Annotated in this window: 40 protein-coding genes; 34 read left to right on the forward strand and 6 right to left on the reverse strand. The window is 36.5% G+C overall.

Annotated elements, in window-relative coordinates; genetic code table 11:
• Positions 1-7: 7 nt before the first annotated feature.
• Both AC6BKE_RS13570 and AC6BKE_RS13575 read right to left on the reverse strand, forming a co-directional pair.
• Positions 8-868: a YitT family protein gene (locus AC6BKE_RS13570; protein ID WP_036127272.1), complete on the reverse strand. Its 861-nt coding sequence runs from the start codon at positions 866-868 to the stop codon at positions 8-10.
• Positions 869-900: 32 nt separating this feature from the next.
• Complete coding sequence (locus AC6BKE_RS13575) at positions 901-1,440, reverse strand: helix-turn-helix domain-containing protein (protein ID WP_036127271.1); 540 nt, start codon at positions 1,438-1,440, stop codon at positions 901-903.
• A 268-nt stretch (positions 1,441-1,708) separates the two neighbouring features.
• On the opposite strand from AC6BKE_RS13575, the gene AC6BKE_RS13580 reads away from it, so the two are divergent.
• Entirely contained in the window at positions 1,709-2,047 is a 339-nt protein-coding gene (locus AC6BKE_RS13580; RefSeq protein WP_340812673.1) for a hypothetical protein, read from the forward strand.
• A 162-nt stretch (positions 2,048-2,209) separates the two neighbouring features.
• Here AC6BKE_RS13580 and AC6BKE_RS13585 read toward each other — a convergent pair whose 3' ends face one another.
• The 3 genes from AC6BKE_RS13585 to AC6BKE_RS13595 are packed head-to-tail and all read right to left on the reverse strand — an operon-like array spanning position 2,210 to position 4,452.
• Entirely contained in the window at positions 2,210-2,365 is a 156-nt protein-coding gene (locus AC6BKE_RS13585; RefSeq protein ID WP_499858345.1) for a hypothetical protein, read from the reverse strand.
• Position 2,366: 1 nt separating this feature from the next.
• Entirely contained in the window at positions 2,367-3,794 is a 1,428-nt protein-coding gene (locus tag AC6BKE_RS13590) for a recombinase family protein (protein ID WP_499856922.1), read from the reverse strand.
• Positions 3,795-3,852: 58 nt separating this feature from the next.
• A complete protein-coding gene (locus tag AC6BKE_RS13595; RefSeq protein WP_036125898.1) occupies positions 3,853-4,452 on the reverse strand; it encodes a LexA family protein in 600 nt (199 codons plus the stop codon).
• 162 nt (positions 4,453-4,614) lie between these two features.
• On the opposite strand from AC6BKE_RS13595, the gene AC6BKE_RS13600 reads away from it, so the two are divergent.
• From AC6BKE_RS13600 to AC6BKE_RS13615, 4 genes are all read left to right on the forward strand, one after another.
• Positions 4,615-4,854: a helix-turn-helix transcriptional regulator gene (locus AC6BKE_RS13600; RefSeq protein WP_036125900.1), complete on the forward strand. Its 240-nt coding sequence runs from the start codon at positions 4,615-4,617 to the stop codon at positions 4,852-4,854.
• Between the two features lie 67 nt (positions 4,855-4,921).
• Positions 4,922-5,071, forward strand: a complete 150-nt coding sequence (locus AC6BKE_RS13605; protein WP_155273211.1) for a hypothetical protein — start codon at positions 4,922-4,924, stop codon at positions 5,069-5,071.
• Between the two features lie 143 nt (positions 5,072-5,214).
• Positions 5,215-5,379: a hypothetical protein gene (locus AC6BKE_RS13610; protein ID WP_499856923.1), complete on the forward strand. Its 165-nt coding sequence runs from the start codon at positions 5,215-5,217 to the stop codon at positions 5,377-5,379.
• Positions 5,380-5,461: 82 nt separating this feature from the next.
• Entirely contained in the window at positions 5,462-5,695 is a 234-nt protein-coding gene (locus AC6BKE_RS13615; RefSeq protein ID WP_499856487.1) for a Thoeris anti-defense Tad2 family protein, read from the forward strand.
• Here the strand turns inward: AC6BKE_RS13615 and AC6BKE_RS13620 are convergent, their stop codons facing one another.
• Entirely contained in the window at positions 5,696-6,082 is a 387-nt protein-coding gene (locus AC6BKE_RS13620) for a DUF2513 domain-containing protein (RefSeq protein ID WP_499856490.1), read from the reverse strand.
• Positions 6,083-6,133: 51 nt separating this feature from the next.
• Here AC6BKE_RS13620 and AC6BKE_RS13625 point away from each other — a divergent pair, with 51 nt between their 5' ends.
• From AC6BKE_RS13625 to AC6BKE_RS13765, 29 genes are all read left to right on the forward strand, one after another.
• On the forward strand, positions 6,134-6,553 hold the full coding sequence (locus AC6BKE_RS13625; protein WP_499856924.1) for a hypothetical protein: 420 nt from the start codon (positions 6,134-6,136) through the stop codon (positions 6,551-6,553).
• Positions 6,537-6,689 carry a hypothetical protein gene (locus AC6BKE_RS13630; RefSeq protein WP_499856925.1) on the forward strand — a complete coding sequence of 51 codons (153 nt, stop codon included), beginning with the start codon at positions 6,537-6,539 and terminating at the stop codon, positions 6,687-6,689. Before AC6BKE_RS13625 ends, AC6BKE_RS13630 begins: the two co-directional genes overlap by 17 nt.
• Positions 6,690-6,706: 17 nt before the next feature.
• Complete coding sequence (locus AC6BKE_RS13635; RefSeq protein WP_499856926.1) at positions 6,707-7,135, forward strand: hypothetical protein; 429 nt, start codon at positions 6,707-6,709, stop codon at positions 7,133-7,135.
• A gap of 169 nt (positions 7,136-7,304) precedes the next feature.
• Positions 7,305-7,484 (forward strand): hypothetical protein, encoded by a 180-nt coding sequence (locus tag AC6BKE_RS13640; RefSeq protein WP_499856927.1) that lies wholly within the window; start codon positions 7,305-7,307, stop codon positions 7,482-7,484.
• Positions 7,481-8,437, forward strand: coding sequence for a hypothetical protein (locus AC6BKE_RS13645; RefSeq protein ID WP_499856928.1), 957 nt, complete (start codon positions 7,481-7,483; stop codon positions 8,435-8,437). The genes AC6BKE_RS13640 and AC6BKE_RS13645 overlap by 4 nt, the downstream gene beginning before the upstream one ends.
• 12 nt (positions 8,438-8,449) lie before the next feature.
• On the forward strand, positions 8,450-9,019 hold the full coding sequence (locus AC6BKE_RS13650) for an NUMOD4 motif-containing HNH endonuclease (RefSeq protein ID WP_499856499.1): 570 nt from the start codon (positions 8,450-8,452) through the stop codon (positions 9,017-9,019).
• A 13-nt stretch (positions 9,020-9,032) separates the two neighbouring features.
• Positions 9,033-9,509, forward strand: coding sequence for a siphovirus Gp157 family protein (locus tag AC6BKE_RS13655; protein WP_499856500.1), 477 nt, complete (start codon positions 9,033-9,035; stop codon positions 9,507-9,509).
• Between the two features lie 11 nt (positions 9,510-9,520).
• The gene (locus tag AC6BKE_RS13660; protein ID WP_499856501.1) at positions 9,521-9,865 is read left to right on the forward strand and encodes a hypothetical protein; all 345 of its coding nucleotides are present in this window, start codon (positions 9,521-9,523) and stop codon (positions 9,863-9,865) included.
• 13 nt (positions 9,866-9,878) lie between these two features.
• On the forward strand, positions 9,879-10,262 hold the full coding sequence (locus AC6BKE_RS13665; protein WP_499856502.1) for an organic solvent tolerance protein OstA: 384 nt from the start codon (positions 9,879-9,881) through the stop codon (positions 10,260-10,262).
• 21 nt (positions 10,263-10,283) lie between these two features.
• On the forward strand, positions 10,284-11,213 hold the full coding sequence (locus AC6BKE_RS13670) for a DEAD/DEAH box helicase family protein (protein WP_499856929.1): 930 nt from the start codon (positions 10,284-10,286) through the stop codon (positions 11,211-11,213).
• A 1-nt stretch (position 11,214) separates the two neighbouring features.
• Complete coding sequence (locus AC6BKE_RS13675) at positions 11,215-11,661, forward strand: DUF669 domain-containing protein (RefSeq protein WP_340812465.1); 447 nt, start codon at positions 11,215-11,217, stop codon at positions 11,659-11,661.
• A gap of 256 nt (positions 11,662-11,917) precedes the next feature.
• Complete coding sequence (locus tag AC6BKE_RS13680) at positions 11,918-12,151, forward strand: hypothetical protein (protein ID WP_340812466.1); 234 nt, start codon at positions 11,918-11,920, stop codon at positions 12,149-12,151.
• A 10-nt stretch (positions 12,152-12,161) separates the two neighbouring features.
• The gene (locus AC6BKE_RS13685; protein WP_340812467.1) at positions 12,162-14,543 is read left to right on the forward strand and encodes a phage/plasmid primase, P4 family; all 2,382 of its coding nucleotides are present in this window, start codon (positions 12,162-12,164) and stop codon (positions 14,541-14,543) included.
• 332 nt (positions 14,544-14,875) lie between these two features.
• Entirely contained in the window at positions 14,876-15,106 is a 231-nt protein-coding gene (locus AC6BKE_RS13690; RefSeq protein ID WP_499856930.1) for a primase-like DNA-binding domain-containing protein, read from the forward strand.
• Complete coding sequence (locus tag AC6BKE_RS13695) at positions 15,094-15,522, forward strand: hypothetical protein (protein WP_340812468.1); 429 nt, start codon at positions 15,094-15,096, stop codon at positions 15,520-15,522. Before AC6BKE_RS13690 ends, AC6BKE_RS13695 begins: the two co-directional genes overlap by 13 nt.
• A 109-nt stretch (positions 15,523-15,631) precedes the next feature.
• Entirely contained in the window at positions 15,632-15,982 is a 351-nt protein-coding gene (locus tag AC6BKE_RS13700; RefSeq protein ID WP_499856931.1) for a YopX family protein, read from the forward strand.
• A complete protein-coding gene (locus tag AC6BKE_RS13705; RefSeq protein WP_197224435.1) occupies positions 15,979-16,518 on the forward strand; it encodes an ERCC4 domain-containing protein in 540 nt (179 codons plus the stop codon). Before AC6BKE_RS13700 ends, AC6BKE_RS13705 begins: the two co-directional genes overlap by 4 nt.
• 5 nt (positions 16,519-16,523) lie before the next feature.
• Positions 16,524-16,763, forward strand: coding sequence for a hypothetical protein (locus tag AC6BKE_RS13710; protein WP_499856932.1), 240 nt, complete (start codon positions 16,524-16,526; stop codon positions 16,761-16,763).
• Positions 16,744-17,115 (forward strand): hypothetical protein, encoded by a 372-nt coding sequence (locus AC6BKE_RS13715; RefSeq protein WP_499856933.1) that lies wholly within the window; start codon positions 16,744-16,746, stop codon positions 17,113-17,115. The genes AC6BKE_RS13710 and AC6BKE_RS13715 overlap by 20 nt, the downstream gene beginning before the upstream one ends.
• Positions 17,112-17,246, forward strand: a complete 135-nt coding sequence (locus AC6BKE_RS13720) for a hypothetical protein (RefSeq protein ID WP_499856934.1) — start codon at positions 17,112-17,114, stop codon at positions 17,244-17,246. The genes AC6BKE_RS13715 and AC6BKE_RS13720 overlap by 4 nt, the downstream gene beginning before the upstream one ends.
• Positions 17,247-17,326: 80 nt before the next feature.
• Complete coding sequence (locus tag AC6BKE_RS13725; RefSeq protein ID WP_499856935.1) at positions 17,327-17,626, forward strand: MazG-like family protein; 300 nt, start codon at positions 17,327-17,329, stop codon at positions 17,624-17,626.
• 61 nt (positions 17,627-17,687) lie between these two features.
• Complete coding sequence (locus AC6BKE_RS13730) at positions 17,688-18,008, forward strand: hypothetical protein (protein WP_499856936.1); 321 nt, start codon at positions 17,688-17,690, stop codon at positions 18,006-18,008.
• A gap of 30 nt (positions 18,009-18,038) precedes the next feature.
• Entirely contained in the window at positions 18,039-18,455 is a 417-nt protein-coding gene (locus tag AC6BKE_RS13735; RefSeq protein WP_498460633.1) for a DUF722 domain-containing protein, read from the forward strand.
• Positions 18,452-18,712, forward strand: a complete 261-nt coding sequence (locus tag AC6BKE_RS13740) for a hypothetical protein (protein WP_499856938.1) — start codon at positions 18,452-18,454, stop codon at positions 18,710-18,712. Before AC6BKE_RS13735 ends, AC6BKE_RS13740 begins: the two co-directional genes overlap by 4 nt.
• Before the next feature lie 213 nt (positions 18,713-18,925).
• Positions 18,926-19,168 carry a hypothetical protein gene (locus AC6BKE_RS13745; RefSeq protein WP_340812478.1) on the forward strand — a complete coding sequence of 81 codons (243 nt, stop codon included), beginning with the start codon at positions 18,926-18,928 and terminating at the stop codon, positions 19,166-19,168.
• A gap of 1 nt (position 19,169) precedes the next feature.
• Entirely contained in the window at positions 19,170-19,484 is a 315-nt protein-coding gene (locus tag AC6BKE_RS13750) for a hypothetical protein (RefSeq protein ID WP_499856941.1), read from the forward strand.
• Positions 19,477-19,857: an HNH endonuclease gene (locus tag AC6BKE_RS13755; RefSeq protein ID WP_499856942.1), complete on the forward strand. Its 381-nt coding sequence runs from the start codon at positions 19,477-19,479 to the stop codon at positions 19,855-19,857. Before AC6BKE_RS13750 ends, AC6BKE_RS13755 begins: the two co-directional genes overlap by 8 nt.
• A 128-nt stretch (positions 19,858-19,985) precedes the next feature.
• Positions 19,986-20,504: a phage terminase small subunit P27 family gene (locus AC6BKE_RS13760; RefSeq protein WP_499856943.1), complete on the forward strand. Its 519-nt coding sequence runs from the start codon at positions 19,986-19,988 to the stop codon at positions 20,502-20,504.
• Positions 20,501-22,204 (forward strand): terminase large subunit, encoded by a 1,704-nt coding sequence (locus AC6BKE_RS13765; protein WP_499856945.1) that lies wholly within the window; start codon positions 20,501-20,503, stop codon positions 22,202-22,204. Before AC6BKE_RS13760 ends, AC6BKE_RS13765 begins: the two co-directional genes overlap by 4 nt.

Consider the following 22,204-nt stretch of genomic DNA (forward strand, 5'->3'; position numbering starts at 1 on the left):
TTTTACATTAATGGATATCTCGTTTCTTAAAGTTCCCACCACGAACTTCTGAAACATCAGAAATGACAACAAAAGCACCTTCATCGATATCCTTTATAATTGAAACTAATTTATTTTCTTCCATACGGTTAATGACACAGTTTAAAATTTCCGTTGGTTCGTTAGAGAAACCACCACGTCCATGTGTATAAGTAACACCACGTCCTAGACGAGCTTGGATCGCGTCCCCAATTTCCTCAGATTTTGCACTAACCACACGAACTTCTTTTGATTTCTCTAAACCAACTTGGATAATATCAATAACATTTTTTGCAATATAATATGTTAAAGCTGAGTATAAAGCACTCTCTAAGCCAAAGATAAAGCTTGCCCCTAAGAAAATAAAGGCGTTGATAAATAAGATAATATCGCCGACTGAAAATGGAATTTTACGTGATAATAGTACAGCTAAAACTTCAGAACCATCTAAAGCACCACCGTTACGTAATACAATCCCGATACCCACACCGAGCAGCATACCACCAGATAAGACAATCAGTAAGGGATCATTTGGGCCTAAAATGGTTTTAACATCATGTAAAAGCACCGTAGAAATGGATAATGCTGCGATACCAGCACTACTCATTAATGCAAAGGTTTTTCCAACTTGCTTATAACCGATATAAATGAACGGAATATTTAAGACAAAGAGCAGTATGCCTAACGGGATTCCGAAGAGGTGAGCCCCCATAATACTTAGACCCGTTACACCGCCGTCAATGACAGCATTTGGAATTAATACAGCTTCTAGTCCATAAGCGGCAATCACTGCTCCAATAATAATCATAATTAATTTTCGTATATTTTCTAGTGACTTTCCTTTTTTCATAAATCTTCTCCATTTCTTTACGTCAATAGTACTTAAGGTTTTGGAATAATATTTATCGCAATTGTTTTAGTCTCAGAACCTTTATTTGAGTCGGCCATATTATAGTATTTAGTGAGTAAATTGTTAAGATCATGTTCGAAGCTTACAAATTGATCAGTAGTTAAGGTTAAATCATGTAAAGAAAAAGTAGCTAAGTCGCTTTCACTTTCTTTTTCTTCAAGTGAGGATAAATAATGTTGATATTTAGACAGTAATGTTAATTGATAATAGGACATATACGTTAATTTTTGCTTCTTCGTTAGTTTTCGCCAATCCTCCTCGCTAAATTTTGCCGCATGTTCATTTAAGGCATAAAATTTTTCTGTAACTGAACGGATTTTTCGCTCTCTAACAATTTTGATGATGTTTTCGTCCATAAGGATTTGAATGTGGCGATATAAAGTAGCTTGTGGCACATCCTTAATGATTGTAATCATCTCTAAAGTACTTAAGCCTTCCTTTTTCATATGCAACAGAGCTTGTAAAATCTTCATTCTCACAGGATGTATTAAGACATCTGCTTTGCTGTGCATCAATTCTCCTCCTTCTAAAAATGAGATGGCTTTAAGGAAAGAAAGTAATATTATCAAAATGAGAACGTTATCAAATATAATATATTTTTTTTAAGATGTACAGTCATATGGCAAGTGAATTTTCCTCTTTTATAGAAGGAACAGGAAATAATTCATTGTATCACTCTCTACTAAGATGGTAGATTAAAAACATAGCAACTATCGTCCCCATCATTAATATCTTCAAAGTCATAGCCTAAATAAATACTTGTAAAAAGGGTGCAAAAGGATGAAGTATAAAGTTTTAACTATTTTACTTTGTGTGATGTTTGTATCTGGTTGTATGCCTAAAGTTTTGACTTTTGTAGGAGAAAATGAAAACTGGGAAGTGCAGTTTGAGGTAACTTCCGACAAAATGAAAAGTGATCAGTGTGGTGCAACGAGTGGCACTATTCGATATATTGGTGATCAACCTCTGCCTAAAGAAGTGAACTATACACTTAAACATGGTATAGAAACTTCTGGTTCAGATTCATTGGATAAAAACGGCGTAATTCTAATGGGGGAAGGCTGTTCCAATGCACTACAAGATACAGAGGTAGAGATAACGATCGCCAATCAGAAATGATTCCTTTAACAGTAAAATAAACACTATAAACTGTATTTCTGAATGCACTTTTAGAAAAATGTCAAAAAGAGAGAAATCGATGGTGTTCGATTTCTCTCTTTCTTTTCGCCTAGTTACGTCTACTCTCATTAGGAGAATTCATTTCGAAGTAGTTTTATTTAATTAAATCAAAAACACCGCAACTATCGTCGTCGCAACAAGCCCAATGACCACAGGGATTAAGTTTCGTCTTGCTAGCTCAAATGGGCTCACATTACAAATGGCAGCGGCTGGAATTAATGCCCAAGGAATCAATGTACTGATACCAATGAAAGACATATTACTTAGCTGATACTATAATTATTTCCCTGAAAAGCATCTTACTTCGTTTATATTCATCTTTTGTGTCAATGACAATTTGACTGAAAAGAGTACTGATTATTTGTTTTCGTTCATTGTCATTTGCTTCTAGCCATAGTTCATCAATGTTATCTACAATCGATCTGTATACATCATTGTTAAATTTCTGGTTTTGTTGAATATTATCTAACTCACTTTGTAATTCTTTTTGTTGAGTACGTAAATCATCTGTAGATGTTATTAGTTCATCAATGCTAATTATATCCGCCTCATACATAGTCTTTTTCTTTTGCATTAATTTTTCTACAGATGCTAATTCAGATTTTAAATTATTAAGTCGTTCAGTAGGTATAGAATCTGTTGGTTCATTACTCGTAATATTACCTATTAATTGATCAAATTGTGCGAATACGGTTTTAACTAAATTCTCCTCTAAGATCATATGACTCGTACAACTTTTTCCAGCCTTTTTTCCTGAACATCGGTAACCTTTTTTTCCATTTGCTTTGTGGCCAGATATTGAATGACCACAACGTCCACACTTTAGAATTTGCGAAAAGTAATAATTACTTGTCTCTCGTTTCGCTCCTGGCGTACGACGTTTATCTAGAACATCCTGAAGTGTCCAAAATTCTTCCTTTGAAATAATTTTTTCATGATTTCCATCATACAAAGTTTGTTCACGAGGAGGTTTTTTATGTCCATATCGATCAGAGTGATTTGTAATGTAACCAGCATAAACAGGGTTATTGGCAATCCCACGAACAGTATCAACATGCCAATTTTCGCTACTTCTTGTTTTATAGCCCATCTCGGTTAATTTAGAAGCAAGTTTAGTGAAACCCATTTCTTTAGAAAGGTCAAATACTTTCTTAACTATTGTTGCTTCATCAGGATTGATTTGAAGTAAATCATCTTTGTAAAAATAGCCATAAGGTGGTGTTCCACCTTTCCATTTCCCTAATTTAACCTTCTTTTCTATTCCTAATTTTACCCTCTCAGCAAGATTCTCACGTTCCCATTGAGCAATAGCAGCAACAAGTGTAATAAAGAGTCGTCCCATTGCGCTAGTTGTATCATAGACTTCTGTTGCGCTTTTAAATTTGCAATTATTTTCGTCAAGGATTTTTAGTATTTCGTATAAATCTAAAACAGATCTCGTAAGACGGTCAAGGCGATATACTAAAACTACATCGATATCTCCATTTTTAACTGTTTCTATCATTCTTTTAAAATGAGGTCGATTCAGATCCTTTGCCGAATAACCATCATCGATATATGGTTCTCCAACAGTCTCCCAACCTTGTGATAAACAATAAGCTTCTAATTTTTCGATTTGCGCTAAAATCGAGTATCCATGTTTTGCTTGTTCATCTGTTGATACCCTAACGTAAATTGCACAACGCATTTAAATCCACCTTTCTATAAACGAAAAGAGCAAACAAATGTCTGCTCCTAATGGTTATTTAAAATTCCACAATCAGTTTTTCTAATTTACCTATGATACGAATATTTTTATCAGTTTTTGGGTTAAAGATTCTTGGTGGATGGCTTGGATTTTCGCTTTGAAGAATAAAACTCCCATTTGTTCTAAACACTCTTTTTAATAATATTTCATCATCTAAACAAACAGCGGCGATTTCACCATTTTCAACTTCATCCTGTTTACGAAGTAATAACATATCACCATCAAAAATCCTTGCACCTATCATAGAATCTCCACTTGCGCGAACGTAAAAATAATCTCCGCCTTTTATCCAATCAGTTGGAGTCGAGCGATATTCTGTAGGTGTTTCGAAAACTACTAAACCTTCTCCGCATGAAACATTCCCATACACTGGAAGATTCACTTCATATGTATCGTCATATTCATCTACTTCAAAAAAATGTGTAAAAGGTACATCAAACATATCAGCCATTACCATAATTTTATCCATTAAAGGTTTATTAGCATTACGCTCCCAAGCAGAAACAGCAGTAGGTGCTACACCTAACTTTTTTGCCAATTCTTCTTGAGTTAATTTATTTTGTTTGCGTAATGCTTTAATTTTTTCACCAACAGTCACTATGTATCTCCTCCTTGATAATCATTATATATAAAAACTGTAAAAAAGTACAGTAAATCTGAAACTTTAATATCATTTTATTAAATAAGTACAGACAATATGTTATTTTGAGTTGAAAATACAGAAAATCTGTAGTATCTTAAATTCAGGAGGTGAGTAAATGTGCAATACACATTAGAACAAGCCCGCATTTTAGCTGGACTAACACAGAAGGAAATGGCTAAAAAGATGAAGATGTCAGAAAAAACGTACATTCAATACGAAAAATACAGACGTATTTTTAGAATGGATCAAGCTTATCTATTCATGAAGTATGTAAATGTACCTTTTGATAGCATTATTTTTTTTGCAGGACAACTACAGAAATTCTGTAGTTCGGATGAACTCTCTTGCACAATCTGAGTAAAAAAGAAGTGCTTTTAATCAGACAAGCTCATTCGACATATTGTGATAAAAAGGAGTGTGATTAATGGAGGGATTTAAAGTCACTGAAGAAAAAGTACGTAAATTAATCCCTATTGTCGAAAAAATTTGGTCTCGAAAGTATGGAGTTGATTTGAAACTAAGTAATTTAACAGTTGGTGGGGTTACTGTTTACCGAAATGATTGCGCAAAGTAGCGCAGTCTAAAAAAGCTTTGTACAAGCATTAGGAGAGGTGAAACCAAATGAACACAACCAACCTTCAATGGCTAGCAATGTCGGATGAAGTTAAACAGGATGAGTTGAATAAGCGAGCGAAAAAACGCTAGGTGGTGAATTAAATGTCCAATGGAAACAAGATCATCACACGTAGTAATAGCAAAATCATGATTAGAGATGGTGAGTTAACGCGGATATTAAATGCTACTGAGATACAACAATGGCACCATATTGTTACAAAGATTGAGCGATTTCAAAATAGTGAGTTGGAGAGGAGAGTTCAATGAAAATTAAGCCTGTACCAGTTGCACTAATCGCTAAGGCAATGACTAAGGCTGTTGCAGCACTTAGGAAATAAAGGAGGAATTTATGAACATTCAAAAGGCAACAAGAATTGCTTTAACAACAGGGCAATTCATTACCAGGGAAACTAAGTATTTTAAACGATACAGAATTTTGCCAACGAAATCAGATAGCTGTTTTGTAGTTCACATTGCAAAGGAATATGTTGACCAAATGGATGAAAAGTATATCCCCGGCAAACGTTGGAATCCGAAGGTCGAGGATATATTGGCGAATGATTGGGTTGTAAAGCCTCTTTAATCAAGACAAGCCCATTGTTTCTTTTACAAAGGCTACACCTAAGTCAGCCAATATGGGCAATGAAACACTTGTTAATTTTGAAGATCTTGATTTAACTTTCTCCCAAATACCAGGGTCTCTGACGTTGTCTAAGAAATTGTGACCTTCCCAAGTGAGAGCGTCAACAGAAACCGCATAAACTTCATCGCCTGCATAGAGAATATCGGCTTTTATAAAGCCAGCATCTAATAGTTTTTGGATTGTATAAATCACAGTTTCTTCAGAGTAAGAAATCATTCTGGAACTACCACAGATGTTATTCAACCAAAGAGTTTCATTAAAATTATTGGATTCGACAGTAAGCAATAAATCTCTTACACATTCTCTATTCAAAATTATATCAATCACCTACCTTTCTACCAATAGTTTAACAGAAAGGAAATATAAGGAGGAATAAAAATGAAAGCAGTAATTAACATCAAAGGTACAAAATTATCAGTGGTTGGTCTTAACATCCATGAGGACCAAATTACAAGTGTACAAGTTGTGGATGGAGAAGGCAAAGTAGCAACGCATTATGATAGCAAGCATGCATCTTATGTTCCAGAGGGCGCAAGTGTAGTCAATCTTAAAGAAGTCCTTGAATTTCCTGACGCTAATAAGGAGATTGTGGAGGACCTCAACCAGCTGATTGTTGATTCTAGGGATCATTTAAAAGATTTAGGAAATCAAATCATTCAAGAAGTATTGATCCATAATGGACTACCTTTTGGTGACAGTAGGCTCCCTAATCTAGTGAAAGAATATAAGGAACATAGTGATTACATTGATGGTGTTGCATCAGCCTTGGAGGTTGTGAAACGTGACAACTATGAATAAACAGTTGAAACGCAAAGCAGTCATTGAACAGCTACAGAAGTTTGGTGTTACCAAAGTCGAAGGACAACCACTGGAAGATGCCTTATACACATCTTTGCTAAAAACATTGGCGCGTAAACGTGCAGCACAAGATTGAAAGTAGGTGAATGAGTGATGTCAGATTTTATTGGAACATGTCCTTATTGTGAAGGTACAACATACGCAGATTCAGTGGATGTTGGTGTAGGTTATGTACAGTGTGGACCGTATCATTGTGAAAATTGCGGAGCTAGTGAAATAGGTCCTGAATTAGATGATTGGTGCTACAAAGATCGTGAAGGGAAAACTATTTACACTACAGGTAAGCGTAGGTATTGGTCTTGGTTGCGTAAAGGTAAAGGTGGGAAGTCGCGTAGTAGAGAAGACTACTCAAAACGTGTATTACGCTACGATGCTCCATTCACCAAAGAAGAATTAGAAAATGGTTTCTACCGAGGGCGGATTTCTCCATATGCAAATACAGTAAATGGTCAGTTGGTTAATCATATTGAAGCAAAAGAAGCTTACCGTCATGGATTACTTGATGAAAAACAGTTGTTATAAGGAGTGAATGAGTAATGATACAGGTTTATTGTAATGACGAAAATGGAGTAAATAGATGGTTGACTGAGCATCACGAATTAGTCTATGTAATCGACATTAAATTAGCTATGAACAATGACGGTGAGTACATCATGGTTGTCTATAGAAAAAAATAAAAGCAGGTGATTCCATGCGTATAGGCCACACACACGCTGATGTATACGACCGTGAATCAGATTACTGGCAAGACATTGAAGACGCGCAGAATGCCCAAATTAAGGCACAAAAAAACTCGTCAAAGGGCGCAACCAATGGCGAGCGTAAAAAAATATATGACACTGGTAGTGTATCACAGGAGGATGCGAAATGACAAAGACAAAAAATGAGCGTATCACAACTTTAGAAAATGAAGTAGCTGAATTGAAGCTAATCGTTCATCAAATTCGTGAAAGTAAAGTGGTTGATGGTGTGAGTTATGCGGAGGAGCCTTCCACACAGATAATTGTGGAGGACATCATCGAATTTGAAGGGCAGCAATATTGCAAGGTTGATCGTGTAGCACGTGAAGGTGATGTTGTTATTTCTTCTGCTATGACATCGTTTTTAGTTGAAAAAGGAAAGCCGTATAAAGTTTCATGTTTTGGTAGAGATCTAGTGCTTAACAAAGAAACATCTAACATTGTGGCTTTGTATAACGTTGGACGTACACCCGAAACAGTAAATGTTTACGAATTAATCAAGCCTAAACCACTAACACCAAATCAACAACGTGCTGAAATTATTGAGAAGGCGAAAGAGTTTATAGAATCAACGAAAAAAACTTGGAGTGGCTTAGTGGTTTCAGGATCTCTAAAAGGCCAGCTCCGCACAGTCGGGAATGTATATCAAGTTATCTTGGGGCAAATTTCACCATTTAGAACAAGAGTTGCAGCTTGCAATGTTGAGTTTGTTATCAATGAAGATAAACGCACAATCGTAGCTTTAATGCAGTCTATTGAATCACCAAAAATATATGCTCGTGGAATCGCAAAGTGTGATCCAAATGACGTATTCAACGAACACATTGGAAAAGCCATTGCTCTAGGACGAGCGCTTGGTCTTGATGTTAGTGAGTTTGAACAGGCGGTGCAGCCAACGGAATTTGTATCAGGACAAATCATTACTTTTGAATCTGATTTAGCAGGAGAAGACAAAGGCGCTAAATTAAAAATTATGAGCATTGAAGACAACACACTTTGGCTTGATGATGGTTTTGAAGGTTATGACTTATGTGATGAGGACTGGAAACCAAAAATCCTCAACGACACTAACGCTATTTATTGAAGGTGATTGATCTTGGAAATTTGGAAATCAATTAACGGATATGAAGGTTATTATGAGATTTCTAATTTAGGAAATGTACGCTCATTAGACAGATTTATTCAATCCAAGCGATGCAGTAAGTATTTCCTCAAAGGAAAGAGATTGAAAGCTAGTCCTGGTAAAATCGGTTATCCAGTTGTTCAATTATTCAAAAATGGAAAAAATGAAAGGATATATGTTCACAGATTGGTTGCCGAACACTTTATCCCAAAAGTAGAAGGTAAAGAAATAGTGAATCACATAGACGGAAATAAAGCTAATAATCATTATCGAAATTTAGAGTGGGTTACTCATAGCGAAAATCATATGCATGCATTTTTAACAGGTTTATTTGTTCCAGGTAGTTCAAATAAAAACGGTAAAGTCCAAGGCGAAAACAACTACAAAGCAAAATTGAAAGAAAGTGATGTCATATTCATATTGGAAAATGCCAGAAGAAATGGCGGCGATATGACTACTGTGGAATTAGCAGAAAATTTCAATGTATCCAGAACAGCAATTTCTGCAATCTTAAATCGAAGAAATTGGAAACACATTAACTAAAGGAGGATCGATAATGGCTACTCTTTACGAATTAACCGACCAATACAAAATGCTTCAAAATTTTATAGAAGAAAACAATGTAGAAGGCTTTGAACTAGCACTCTCGCAAATCATTGGTGATATTGGTGAAAAATTAGAAGGCTATGCCATGGTGCTTAAAAATATTGAGTCAGACATTGCAGGTATCAAGTCTGAAGAAAAGCGATTGGCAGATCGTCGCAAAGCAATGGAAAGTAATCTTGCTCGTATTAAAGAAAATATGGCTGATACCTTATTAACAGTAGAAGGCAATCGAGTGAAGACAGAAAAGTTTACATTCAACTTCCGTAAATCAACATCAGTACAAATTGAGAATGACGCTGCTATCCCTCCACAGTTTATCAAGGTGGAGAAGACAATCAGCCGTTCTGAATTAGCAAAAGCATTAAAAGCAGGTGAGCAAATAGAAGGTGCTCAACTTGTGGAAAATCAATCATTAAGTATTCGATAGGAGGATTATTGGTGCCTAAAATCACTATTGATCCTCGTCTAGAAAATGACAAGGAGTTAAAAAAAGTATTAGACAAAATTAGAAGTGGAGTAGCTGGGCCAACAACCTTAAAGGTTATGTATGTTGGTAAAAGATATGGCGGTTTTCATTATGGAAAAGTCATTGAAGCCACAGCACGGCACGCTAAACGTTCAAACGCTGATTATCCATATCCGAAGTATCAACCTTATAAATGGCAAATTAACGATGAAGATGGCGACTCCTACACTATCTCAAATGATGGAGAAACATTTGAAAGAGATTGGGTAGTGGTGCCAGACAATTATGAAATAGGAACAGTTTTATTAAAAGACTAGGAGGAAAAACACAATGAAAAAATTACTCAATCAAAAGGAACAACACATCGCATTCACACGTGAAGGAGCAGAAGAAATCGTATCAGCTGCCAAAGAAAATGATGCGTTGATCATGAATAAAATCAGTGAAAAGCATAATAAAAATGGTCAGTATTTCTTGGTTGATTTAACGTACCAATACGATACACCAAAAGATGCTATGGAAGGCAAGCCAAAAGATGATGCACCAGATGGTCAAATGAGCATTGAAGAAGTGCATGAAGGTGTTCCATATACAGTCAATCCAGATGGCAGCGTGAAAGTGGAAAATAATGATGAAGAATTGCCAGAATTCGAAGATCCATTTGCAGATGTAGAAGCAAAGCAAGATACATCTACTGATAATGTGCCATTTTAATAGAAAAGGAGTGTGGAAGGCATGCAAGTAGCAAATGCAATACGTGAGAAACAAAAAGCCTTGATTGGCCTAGTAGGTCCATCAGGTAGTGGTAAATCGCTATCGGCCTTACTTCTAGCCTTTGGGATTGTAAAAGAAGCACATCCTGATTTACCAGACGAAGAATTATGGGGGAAAATCGGTGCTGCAGATACGGAGCATAAACGCTTACTCAATTATGTGGGACAAACCCATGGCAATATCACAATTGGTTCTTTCAAATATATCAATTTTGAACCACCTTTTAATACGGATCGATACAACATGGCAATCAAGTTGTTAATGCAACAAGGTGTAGAAGTCATTATTGTGGACAGCCTTTCGCATCAATGGCAAGGCGAAGGTGGGGTAGTTGAAACTCACGGAGGCATGCAAGGTAACTCGTTTCAGAACTGGGGTAAGCTTGCTCCTGAATCTAGCAAGTTAGTAAAAGGTTTAACAACAGCTGCAGTTCACATGATCACAACACTACGAGTTAAAAGTGATTATGTAATTGAGCAAGTCGATGGAAAAAACGTACCCAAAAAGGTTGGTATGAAGCCAGTCCAAAAAGATGATATGGAATATGAGTTCGATACTGTATTTTCAATCGGAATGGATCACATGGCCAGAGTAAGTAAGGACATCACAAATTTATTTGAAGGTGATGAGTTTACTATCACACCTGACATTGGTTCAAAGCTTTATCGCTACCTTGAATTAGGTATTGATGTCCAAGCAGAGGAACGTGCTAGACGTGAAGAGGAAGAAGCAAATCGTTTAAGCAATGTAGCTAAGATTCGCGAGTTGTCTTCCACAGATGAGAGTGTAGCGAAGATTGTTTCAGATTGTGAATTTAAAGCAAATCTACAACTAGAAAAAATGACCGTACCAATGGTCGATAAAATCATCAATTTAATTGGAGGAAAATAATATGTTCAAAATTAATCATGAAGAAGCAAAAGGCGGATTTGAATTAATCGCAAAAGGTGATTACGAAGTTACGGTCCACAATTATGAAATGAAAACAGCTACCACAGGTAATAACCAAGTTGTTGTGGATTATGAAATTCGTAGCGATGTTAACCAACCGCACCAAGGGCAAAAAATCTTATTTGACAATTTCACAGTTACGGAAAAAGCTATGTGGCGTTTCCAAGCAATTTCGAAAGCTGCACAGTTCCCAGATGGTATGAATTTCAACTCATACAAGGAATGGGCAGACACATTAGTCGGTAAGCACTTGGTAGTAACAGTTGGTCACCGTGTAGCCACTAACGGCAAAACATATCCTGAAGTAACTGGATTTAAAGAATCAACAGCAGGAGCGCCACAAGGTAGTGGTTCAATTACAGTAAGTGAGGATGAAGTACCATTTTGATCAGTAAATAAAATTTCATAGAGAGGTCTGTTTTTGCGGACTTCTCTTTTTTATACCCAAAATTTTTGGAGAAGGTGGTTCAAATGGTAGAAAAAGTTAAAGTGACCGCAGAAATGTTCCTAACATCTCTTGAGAACATGCATGAACAATGTAGAAGTTGTAGGTTTTTCACTCATGAAAATGATGGTGAATGTAGTAAACATTCAATAAAACGTAAGGGGAAAGATAATAAGTGTGAAGATTGGAGGTACTTTGCATGAGTGAAAAAGTGAAGGTAAGTCGTGATTGTTCTCAATTAAAAAATAGAACATATTACATCGCTAAAGTTAGATTCTTTGAAGGTAATTGGGAACATAAGGCTGTTTTCTATCACAATAGGGACGGACTTGGTCAATTATGGAGTAACTCATATGAGCAAAGGCATGATATTGACTTTTCTACTTTTTATCAAATTGAAATATTAGAAGAAATAAAAGGCATCAACGAATGAAGGTGGCACCATGAAAGTAATCCCATACAACTTTAACGAAATTCCTGGTGAACTTCGCAATATGCCGAACTGGATATTGTGGAAAGCAGAACAAAAGGATAACGGTAAAATTACTAAAATTCCATATCAAATTGACGGTAATGAAGCTCGTTCAAACGATGCTCGTACATGGTCAACATTTCCCACTGCGGCAAAATTTTATAGAGATTCTAATGCAGATGGAATTGGCTTTGTATTCAGTCGTCGCGATAATTTTGTCGGAATCGATATAGATAAATGCGTTACCTATGCAAACGATGATGAAAAGCATGAAAATCCAATCGTTAGTGATTTCGCTAAAGATGTTATTGAAATGCTTGATAGTTACACGGAATTTAGTGTCAGTGGTACAGGCATTCACATCATCGTACGCGGCAGTCTACCACAATCAATCTGTGGTACAGGTCGTAAAAATGCCAAATTAGGTTTAGAGATATATCAGCATGGACGTTACTTCACAATGACTGGCAACCGCGAAAATTCGAATGAAATTTTTGATCGCACAGACGAACTTGTCGAATTGCTTGAAAAATATTTTGATGATAGCGATTTGCGAGGGCGTGTTGTAAATATTTCTGAATACGAAAACGATGAAATTAAATTATCAAATGAGCAGCTATGGCAGAAGATGTTCAATAGCCGCAACGGTGATGAAATTCGTGCATTATACAATGGACATTTAATCGATGACGACCACTCATCATCTGATATGGCATTAGCAAACCATTTAGCCTTTTGGACAGGTAAAAGTGCTACGCGTATGGATAGCATGTTCCGTGAGACTTCGCTGATGCGTGATAAATGGGACAGAATCACATACGGCGATACAGGTGAAGCGTACGGAGAGCGAACGATTGCAAAGGCTATCGCTTCTACTACCACAACTATATTGGACCATAAAAACGACAGTGAATTTTCATTTGCCATCCACAGTGATGATGTGGTGGAAGAAGTTGAGCAAAAGCCAGCACGTAAATTCAAATTGACCGATTTAGGAAACGCCGAGCGCATTGCATACGAATATGGTCACATCATTCGTTATATTCCATCGGTCGGTTGGTATGTATGGAACGGCAAGTATTGGGAGTTCGATGATAAAGGTAAGCTACACCGATTAGTCGCGAAGGTTGTTCGCAAGCTAGGCGAATCAGAGGACGAAATCGAAAAAAAATGGGCACGTCATTGCGAAAAGCATAATGTTCGTGAAAGCGCGATTAAGGATTTAAAAATTTTAGTGCCAGGAGATAGGAGCGAATTTGATATGAACAAATTTTTATTTAACGTATCGAACGGTATTGTTGATTTGCAAACAGGTCAGTTACAACCTCACGACCGAGAAAAGCGATTAACGAAAATGGCGAATGTCGAATTTGTGGAAGGCGCAAAATGCCCGACATGGCTTGCGTTCCTTGACCAAATATTTTTAGGCGATAAGGATTTAGCGGAGTATATGCAGCGTTTAATAGGCTACTCATTAACAGGTGATATTTCCGAGCAAATTATGATGTTTTTAGTCGGTGGTGGTAGTAACGGGAAATCAACATTTATCAATACAATAAAAGATTTGGTGGGCGAATATGGCAAACAGGCAAAAGCGGACACGTTCATTAAGAAAAAAGATACAGGAGCTAATAACGACATAGCTCGACTTGTTGGATCACGCTTTGTAAGTGCAATCGAATCAGAAGAAGGCGAAAAACTTTCAGAATCATTCGTTAAGCAAATCACAGGCGGTGAGCCAGTATTGGCCCGTTTCTTAAGACAAGAATATTTCGAGTACATTCCTGAATTTAAAGTGTTCTTCACTACGAATCATAAGCCAATCATCGGTGGACTTGATGAAGGTATTTGGCGCCGCGTTAAATTAATACCATTTGATTTGAACCTACCAGCTCATCAACGTGATAAAAAGTTACCTGAGAAGTTATCACTCGAAATGCCAGGTATTTTAAATTGGGCTATTGAGGGTTGCTTAAAGTGGCAGAAGGATGGATTAAAAGAGCCTGCCATCGTTACGAAAGCGACTGGGTTATACAAAGCAGATATGGATATTTTAGACCCATTCTTAATTGAGTGCTGCTACCAAGATAAAGACAATGATCAAATTAAAATCGAAGCAAAAGAGCTTTATAACGTATATGACAGTTTTTGCTACAAATCGGGTGAGCGTACTTTAGGTAATCGTAGTTTTTACAGAATGTTGGAAACTAAGGGGTATAAAAAGGAACGTGGAGCCGGAAATAAATTGTATGTTTATGGAATTACATTACTCGAGAGAGCGCCGAAAGGGGTTACTCAACAGCACGAAAACGTTACTGAGGAAGCCGAAAAAGTCGGTTTTAAGCTTGTTTAGTACCTCACGGTTACTTTAGTAACTATTTTAGCTAACCTTCGAAAAGTCAGACATACCAAGGGTTTATAGTACTTTTTATAGTTAATTAGTTATTTTTGTTATTGGGAAATCAGTTAAATAAAAAAATAAAAATAAATATATAAGTACTATATAAGAGCGTAATACCTAAATGTGAGTAACTAAATTAACTTTTTAGGGTGCGAACGAACTCAACCCCTTGTGGCTGTAAGGTTTGTGAGGTGTTATTTAACTAACATGTAGCTAACTTTTGTGGTTACTTTAGTTAGTAACGGAGCTTTTTTAAAAATATCGATAACTTACAGGAGGTAAAAATGCTTAATGAATTTATAGCCGAAAATTTAACTATGACATATAACTTTATAAAAATGCCTGCAAATGAAGTTTATGAGAGGTATTTAAAATATTGCAAAGTAAAAAAAATCGAGCCGCTGGGAGTAAGAAAGTTTTATAACAAATTGGAACGATGCGGATTCTCTAAATGTAAGGGTACAGGCAATGTACTTTCTTTTAGAGGGGTTCATTTAAGAAAATGTCTGTACTAATGATTTTATCGCAAATATGGAAATTCGGCGGTGTCATTGAACGAGATGAAATGGATGGTAGCCTTGAATTAAAAAATTCTAAGGATATTCCAGCAGAAGTTTTAAAAGCCTCTGAACCAATTTTCAATGAAATAGATGCATACCTCAAATCTGTGGAAGGCATGAAAGGCGCAGATATGACTTTGTGGAAAATGATCGTTGCATTATGTGGTTGGCAGAAAAATGAATCGATTAGCAATTTCTTAAGCAATGATGAAGTTGCATTAAATCTGTTTTGTGATTACCAAGCAAAATTGGCGGTCAATGGTTGGAAGGAAATCTATGTTGATTGGCGCCAGTATGAAAATAATGAATCAAATGAGTTGAAACAAAAAATATATGAACGGGCAATTTTATATGCTAATCAAAATAAGTGATTTACGGCCCTTCTAAGACGTTTTAGAAGACGGATGATAAATATATCCAACTTTGAAATAGAACATCTGTACGGTGCTTGATTTGAGCTAAAACAAGGAGGTTAAGAGAATGAGAGAGATTAAGTTTCGTGCTTGGGATGTTGAATCAAAAGTTTTTATCGATTGGGATAATTTTATGAATAACCAAAGTGGTAACTGGATGATGACTGCATTTAAAAATGATATTTATAAATTCCAACAGTTCACAGGCCTAAAGGACAAGAACGGCAAGGAGATTTATGAGGGGGATATTGTAAAAATCGGCGACTATCCAACGTACGAAGTAACTATAAATGAATTTACACAAATGCATGTAATAGACAATGAAATGGGAATGGAGGAACTTTGGAAAAATCATAAGGTTTGCAAAATCATCGGCAACATTTACGAAAATCTTGAACTGCTAGGTGATTCACAATGATTCACTATAAATACACAGATAAAGAGATTGATAGCGTATTAAAAACATTAACAATCGTTATCGATACGCGCGAACAGGTCAATGACCATATATTGCATTATTTAAGAAAACATGAAATCCCATTCATTAACCGTGCAATTAAAACAGGTGATTATGCTGCAATGATTCCGGCAAATGAAGAACTTGGTATCAAGCGCGATATTTGGCTATCTAGTCGAATTGAACGTAAAGCACATATGGATGAAATCACTGGCAACTTACAAAAAGATACGAAAACAGCTTTTGAAAATGAATTAATACGCGCGAAGGATATTCCTTTCACCCTTTTATGCGAAGATCCTGATGGTTATGGAAAAATGATTCGTGGTGAATATCGAAGCCAGTACAAGCCATTATCTTTACTGGGAATGCTTAATAGTTTCAAATATCGTTACAACTTCGAAATTGTATATTTGGATAAAAAATATAGTGGCAATTTTATTTATTACCATTTTTATTATCAAGCAAAGGACTTATTGAAAAATGGGGTGTTCTAATAATCATGAACATGCGCAATGGGATTCCTATTGTTCAGTCGGTGAAGAAGTCAAAACAGCCACAGGGTAGATTGTGGAAGGCCATACCTAATCCATTTACAAAATATATCGAGTTGTTCATGACAGTCGATGGATGTGAAGTCAATATTATCATGCCTTACGATTTCGAATGGATTCAGCAGTATTTAAACGAGGATTGGATCGAGAGAGGAGTGTGGGATATAGATGAACGCAGACATGCTTGATAAACGTGTAGCGATATTGAAGAAGGTCGATGCACTTACTAACCAATGTAATTGTGAGACAGCGAAAGAAATGGAAAATTGTCCTAACTGCAAACAATTAACAAAGTATGGCCAAGAGTTGCTTGCATTAGTAAACAGTCGAATTAGACTTAACGCATCAATTGATCGAGTGCCTATAAGTAGTTCAAGACTTCCTTTAACCAAAGCCAAATATCTCAAATTAAAACAAGCAGGAAAAACAGATAGATATATAGCTGATATGTTAGGTGCTTCATGTGGGGCACTACAGAATTGGAAAAAGTTAAATAATGTAGAAATGCGATTAAGAGGAAAGAGGTTAAAAGCAAAATGACTATTGAAGATCAAATACTAGCCAATCTAGTATTACGAGAGGTAAATGAGCTGTTACAAAATCAAACAGCTAAAGGCATTGCAAAGTATGGTACAACTGTCAATCCAATGGATCATACAACTATCGAATAGCTGAAGCATTACCGCGAAGAAATGATTGATGGTGCTGTATATGCGACGGTAGTAATTCAAAAATTGGAGGAAATGCAAAAATGAATGAATTAATCAAACAAGTAGAACAATGGTCAATCAATAAGGGATTAGACAAAGCCGAATCTAGTAAACAATTTTTGAAGGTAGTAGAGGAAGTTGGCGAAGTCGCGGCGGCGTTAGCTCGTAATGATAAAGACGCATTGCGTGACGGTATTGGTGATGTAATCGTAACAATGATTATCCTTGCACAACAAAACGATATGGACTTACATGAGTGTTTAAATACAGCTTACGACGAAATAAAAGGGCGGACAGGAAAAATGGTTGATGGTGTATTCGTAAAATCTAGCGATTTATAAATGTTGAGGATAGTAAAAAGCGTGTGGATACAGTGCAGTAGAAAGAAAGGTGGTGTTTATAATGAACCAACAAGAATTTGAAAACTTCATTGAAAAATATGAAGAAGAAATTCTCTTACTTGCAGAACGTGCAGGCATAAGTGTTGAAGCCTTTAAAGATAGCCTGAGGAATGTAATCGTATTTACAGAGGTATTTGTAGATAATGTGATGAGAATTTTTGATAGTGTAAATAATTTTTTTACAGAGTTAGACTTTGAGAAACTTGAAAGAAAAATAAACCAAAGACAGCAGTTATACAAATTAGATTTGAGAAGACCAAAAATCAGAAATCAAGTGATCAACAGGAAACCTCGACATCTCATTAAAAAAGTTATTTATTGATGAAATAAACAAACAAGGTAGGTGCTGCACATGCCTACGTTATCGCGTAGTGATATACAGACAATCGAAAGATATTGGATTGAGCTGGAGCAAAATAGGAAGAAACTAAAATATCGCGAATGGGAACTGTTGCATCCACATAATGAAGGTGGCGAAATGGTTGGAGGTCGTAGTAATACGATTTCTGATACGACAGCTAAGAAAGCTATGCTTCTAACCAATGACGACTATTACCAAAACCTAAAACGCATCATCAAGACTGTGGAGGACCTATACAACGAGTTAGACGATGATATGCGTACCATTGTAGATATGCGTTATTGGGATACAGATGGCTGTTATGAATGGGAGGATATAGCTGACAAGTTGTATATTTCACGTCATAAGGTATTGCGTAAACGTAACATTCTTATTGATAAAACAGCCGAAAGGATTGGTTGGGTGTGATAGATATACAAGATAATGTGTATTACATGGCTCATATTGAAACATATGAAAAAGGTTCTGAACGAGTAGTGTATAAAGAAAGTAAAGGATTATTCAAAACCTTTCGAGATGCAAGTGACTGGCTTATAAATGAGGATATGGAAGTATTCGCTGAACAAGATTGTTTTACAAATGATTTTGAAATATATTTCGAGTTAAATAATGGCGTTGAAATATATGAAGGTTATATTGAGAAATTACATGTGTTGGAAAAGTGAACTTCTTAACACCAGGGAAGTTCGCAAAAAAACAGTGTAAATTGATATTATCAAGTTTTATCAAAAGCGTACGGAAATACGCTAACGAAAATAAGCATTACAAAATAAACACGTTCGCTTGTACGTGTATGTCGGAAACAAGCGATAGGTCACGCCTGAAAAGGTGTGGCTTTTTATTATGCAATTAACTATAAATTGTGGAGGGGATGAACAATGGAACTTACAAAAGCTGAAAAGATTGTATTGGTATCAATGGTTACTGATTGTATAGGTGTCGAAGCGTTTATCGAACTATGTGGAAAAGAAACTGTTAGTAAACTTGATACACTGGCGATTGATTTGGCAGGTAATACAACTCCAAATGAAATGAATGAGATTGGTCCAAGTGTTGTAAAGAAATTAGTTGATAGCATCTTAGAAGATGAATTACCAACTCAATTAGAAGGTAGTGAATAACATGGAACCAATCTACGCTAAGTGTAACAAATCATGTGGTCACAAGTTTTATGTCCAACACTTTAAGAAAGACAAACTTCATAACTCTATCGAGAAGACATACTTCGCCTGTCCTAACTGTGGACGTGAGTATGTCTGTTTTTATACAGACGAATCAACACGTAAGCTACAGGCAAAGATGCGTGAGCTACACCGCAAGATGAAGTGGGCTGATGCTGATAGGTTGAAGCAGTTAATGCAGGACGAGGCACAACTAAAGGACACCATAGCACAGGGTATGGCAAGGGTGAAGCAAGGGGTAGAGCAGCATGAATAGTAAACCTCTACGACCATGCAACAAACCTGGATGTCCAAACCTAACACGTAATGGATATTGCGAACAACATAAGACAACCAAGGCAGACAACAACCGGTACTATGACAAGTACAATCGCAACAAAAAGCACGATCGCTTTTACCATTCGTCATCATGGATTAAATGCCGTGACTACATCAAGATTCGAGATAACGGATTGTGCCAGCATTGCCTAAATGAAAAGCGAATTACAGTCGGAGTTCTTGTCGATCACATCGTGCCACTAACTGCTGACTGGTCCAAGCGATTAGACGAAAACAATTTACAATTGCTTTGTCAATCTTGTCACAACAAGAAGACGACCGAGGATGTACAGAAATACGGTAAGAAATAGGGTATCCCCCTCCATTCGTTTCCCATATGGCAGGGGGCCCTACACCGGCTGACCGATTTCCTCGCAGAAAAACCCGTTTTTGAATATTTTTTCTGGAAAGCTAAGGAAAATGAAAGTGAGGTGATAGTATGGCAGGTCGAAATAAGCAGCCATTGCAAGTGATTCTAGGGAATGGACGTTCTAAACATTTAACCAAGGATGATATAAAAAAGCGTCAAAAACATGAAGAAAAGATGCGTGGACCCTCTGAAAACATTGAAATTCCATCGTATTTAACAGCAGCACAAAAGAAGGAATTTGCAGAGATTGCTGAAAAGCTTGTAGCGCTTGAAATTTTTAGCGAGCTTGATGTTGATTCTTTAGCGAGGTATCTGGACTCGAAGCATCAGTACTTACAACTGGTGAAAGACATACGAAAAATTAAACCAACAGAGACAGTTGAGCAAGAAAACGGCAAAAAAATTACGATTGCTAATGAGGATTATCCAAAGTTGCAACGAACCAAAAATACATTGTTTAATGAATGTCGTTCTGCAGCTGCTGATCTTGGGCTTACTATTACATCTCGTTTGAAATTAGTCATTCCTTCCCCTTCAACTGTGGAAGGCAAAAGCGAGGCGCAAAAGCGTTTCGGTGATAGGTTATGAATTGGGTTTTAGAACGGGTTTTTAACTACTGTGATGATATTCTAAGTGGAGAAATTAAGGCTAGTATTAAACATAAATGGGCGGTTCAACGCTTTATAAAAGATTATAAGGATTGTCAAAACGATGACAGTCCTTTTTATTTTGATGAAGAAGTAGCCGAGGATTTCTATTGGTGGGCAAATGAGTTTGAGCATGTGGAAGGTGTACTTGCTGAACAAAAAGTAGAACTTACTGATTTCCAATTGTTTATTTCAATAAATATTTTTTGTTTCAAAAAGAAGCGCAACGGCGCACGTCGTTTCCGTAAAGTGTATATTCAACTTGCCCGTAAAAATGCAAAATCTCAATTCCTTGCAATAGTAGGTTCATACATTGCATTTTTAGGAAACGAAAAGCAACGTATGTATATAGCTGGATGGCAAAAGGAACAATCGGATGAAGTTTATATCGCTGTCAAAGACGGTATTAATTCAAGTGAATTATTGGACGGTAAGTGGAAAGAAGCATACGGGAAAATTGAAGTGTTTAAAAATGGTTCAGTTATTGTTCCGTTATCTCGTGAAACACGAAAAACAGGTGATGGTAAAAACCCTTCTGTCGGTATTGTGGATGAGTATCACAATCACTTAACATCTGAGATTTATGATGTATTACAATCAGGAATGGTTGCTCGTAAAGAGCCATTGATGTTTGTTATTACCACAGCAGGATTCGATTTAAGTCGGCCATGTTTCGTTGAATACGAATATGTTTCACGCATATTAAATCCTGATGATGATACAGAGAACGATGATTATTTCGGTATCATTTGCGAGCTTGATCCAGGGGATGACATAAAGGATGAAAGTAATTGGATTAAAGCAAACCCTATAGTAGCTACTTATGAAGAAGGTTTAGCATCCATTCGATCAGATTTAAAAACAGCGCTTGATGTTCCTGAAAAAATGAGGTCGTTCTTAACAAAGACTATGAATATATGGGTGGACATGAAAGAAGGGGGCTACATTCCAGCTAATAAGTGGAAAGCAGGACAAATTGAAGCCTTTGAGGTTAGTGGCCGTGATGTTTATATAGGAGTCGATTTATCTAAGAAGATTGACTTAACTTCAGTAGGTTATGTTTTCCCTACGGATTATGGCTACCATGTCGGACAACACTCATTTATGCCTGAAGATGCTTTAGCAGAGCGGAGAGCTAAAGATAAGGTGCCATATGATGTGTGGATTGAAGAAGGATGGATGGATGTCACACCTGGCGCTGTAGTTGATTATAGCTTTGTAGAACAATGGATTTTGGATTTCATCAATAACAATGAATTGAATGTAATTCTATTTTGTTATGATCCATATGGTGCCACGCAGTTTGCTCAAAATATGGCTAACTATGGGTTAACTATTGTGGAGGTCCGACAAGGATTCCCTACATTATCTGAGCCAACAAAAGAGTTCAGAGATTATGTATATCAGAACAATGAACAGCAAAAAAGAATCACACATGTTGGTGATAAAGTACTTGCTTGGGCTGTCGGGAATGCTATTGCTGAAATGGCAGCCAATGAAAGTATTAAACTATCAAAATCAAAGTCCAGAGAACGAATCGATCCTATTGCAGCAGTAATTACAGCATTTGTACAAGCAAGATTTTCAACAAATGAAAGTGGAGAAGGCAATATCAGCTTTATTTCTATTCATGATTTATAA

It is taken from the genome of Lysinibacillus sp. COL-1, from assembly GCF_059814265.1.

Bases quoted from the DNA above. Each gene is read 5' to 3' on its own strand.
- AC6BKE_RS13655 (WP_499856500.1), top strand. From the start codon at position 9,033: ATGGCTACTCTTTACGAATTAACCGACCAATACAAAATGCTTCAAAAT.
- AC6BKE_RS13665 (WP_499856502.1), top strand. From the start codon at position 9,879: ATGAAAAAATTACTCAATCAAAAGGAACAACACATCGCATTCACACGT.
- AC6BKE_RS13640 (WP_499856927.1), top strand. From the start codon at position 7,305: ATGCGTATAGGCCACACACACGCTGATGTATACGACCGTGAATCAGAT.
- AC6BKE_RS13745 (WP_340812478.1), top strand. From the start codon at position 18,926: ATGGAACTTACAAAAGCTGAAAAGATTGTATTGGTATCAATGGTTACT.
- AC6BKE_RS13725 (WP_499856935.1), top strand. From the start codon at position 17,327: ATGAATGAATTAATCAAACAAGTAGAACAATGGTCAATCAATAAGGGA.
- AC6BKE_RS13680 (WP_340812466.1), top strand. From the start codon at position 11,918: ATGAGTGAAAAAGTGAAGGTAAGTCGTGATTGTTCTCAATTAAAAAAT.
- AC6BKE_RS13710 (WP_499856932.1), top strand. From the start codon at position 16,524: ATGAACATGCGCAATGGGATTCCTATTGTTCAGTCGGTGAAGAAGTCA.
- AC6BKE_RS13705 (WP_197224435.1), top strand. From the start codon at position 15,979: ATGATTCACTATAAATACACAGATAAAGAGATTGATAGCGTATTAAAA.
- AC6BKE_RS13735 (WP_498460633.1), top strand. From the start codon at position 18,039: ATGCCTACGTTATCGCGTAGTGATATACAGACAATCGAAAGATATTGG.
- AC6BKE_RS13625 (WP_499856924.1), top strand. From the start codon at position 6,134: ATGAAAGCAGTAATTAACATCAAAGGTACAAAATTATCAGTGGTTGGT.
- AC6BKE_RS13635 (WP_499856926.1), top strand. From the start codon at position 6,707: ATGTCAGATTTTATTGGAACATGTCCTTATTGTGAAGGTACAACATAC.
- AC6BKE_RS13730 (WP_499856936.1), top strand. From the start codon at position 17,688: ATGAACCAACAAGAATTTGAAAACTTCATTGAAAAATATGAAGAAGAA.
- AC6BKE_RS13675 (WP_340812465.1), top strand. From the start codon at position 11,215: ATGTTCAAAATTAATCATGAAGAAGCAAAAGGCGGATTTGAATTAATC.
- AC6BKE_RS13755 (WP_499856942.1), top strand. From the start codon at position 19,477: ATGAATAGTAAACCTCTACGACCATGCAACAAACCTGGATGTCCAAAC.
- AC6BKE_RS13580 (WP_340812673.1), top strand. From the start codon at position 1,709: ATGAAGTATAAAGTTTTAACTATTTTACTTTGTGTGATGTTTGTATCT.
- AC6BKE_RS13690 (WP_499856930.1), top strand. From the start codon at position 14,876: ATGCTTAATGAATTTATAGCCGAAAATTTAACTATGACATATAACTTT.
- AC6BKE_RS13700 (WP_499856931.1), top strand. From the start codon at position 15,632: ATGAGAGAGATTAAGTTTCGTGCTTGGGATGTTGAATCAAAAGTTTTT.
- AC6BKE_RS13750 (WP_499856941.1), top strand. From the start codon at position 19,170: ATGGAACCAATCTACGCTAAGTGTAACAAATCATGTGGTCACAAGTTT.
- AC6BKE_RS13765 (WP_499856945.1), top strand. From the start codon at position 20,501: ATGAATTGGGTTTTAGAACGGGTTTTTAACTACTGTGATGATATTCTA.
- AC6BKE_RS13645 (WP_499856928.1), top strand. From the start codon at position 7,481: ATGACAAAGACAAAAAATGAGCGTATCACAACTTTAGAAAATGAAGTA.
- AC6BKE_RS13670 (WP_499856929.1), top strand. From the start codon at position 10,284: ATGCAAGTAGCAAATGCAATACGTGAGAAACAAAAAGCCTTGATTGGC.
- AC6BKE_RS13720 (WP_499856934.1), top strand. From the start codon at position 17,112: ATGACTATTGAAGATCAAATACTAGCCAATCTAGTATTACGAGAGGTA.
- AC6BKE_RS13615 (WP_499856487.1), top strand. From the start codon at position 5,462: ATGAACATTCAAAAGGCAACAAGAATTGCTTTAACAACAGGGCAATTC.
- AC6BKE_RS13715 (WP_499856933.1), top strand. From the start codon at position 16,744: ATGAACGCAGACATGCTTGATAAACGTGTAGCGATATTGAAGAAGGTC.
- AC6BKE_RS13590 (WP_499856922.1), bottom strand. From the start codon at position 3,794: ATGCGTTGTGCAATTTACGTTAGGGTATCAACAGATGAACAAGCAAAA.
- AC6BKE_RS13695 (WP_340812468.1), top strand. From the start codon at position 15,094: ATGTCTGTACTAATGATTTTATCGCAAATATGGAAATTCGGCGGTGTC.
- AC6BKE_RS13585 (WP_499858345.1), bottom strand. From the start codon at position 2,365: ATGTCTTTCATTGGTATCAGTACATTGATTCCTTGGGCATTAATTCCA.
- AC6BKE_RS13610 (WP_499856923.1), top strand. From the start codon at position 5,215: ATGTCCAATGGAAACAAGATCATCACACGTAGTAATAGCAAAATCATG.
- AC6BKE_RS13760 (WP_499856943.1), top strand. From the start codon at position 19,986: ATGGCAGGTCGAAATAAGCAGCCATTGCAAGTGATTCTAGGGAATGGA.
- AC6BKE_RS13605 (WP_155273211.1), top strand. From the start codon at position 4,922: ATGGAGGGATTTAAAGTCACTGAAGAAAAAGTACGTAAATTAATCCCT.
- AC6BKE_RS13575 (WP_036127271.1), bottom strand. From the start codon at position 1,440: ATGCACAGCAAAGCAGATGTCTTAATACATCCTGTGAGAATGAAGATT.
- AC6BKE_RS13685 (WP_340812467.1), top strand. From the start codon at position 12,162: ATGAAAGTAATCCCATACAACTTTAACGAAATTCCTGGTGAACTTCGC.
- AC6BKE_RS13570 (WP_036127272.1), bottom strand. From the start codon at position 868: ATGAAAAAAGGAAAGTCACTAGAAAATATACGAAAATTAATTATGATT.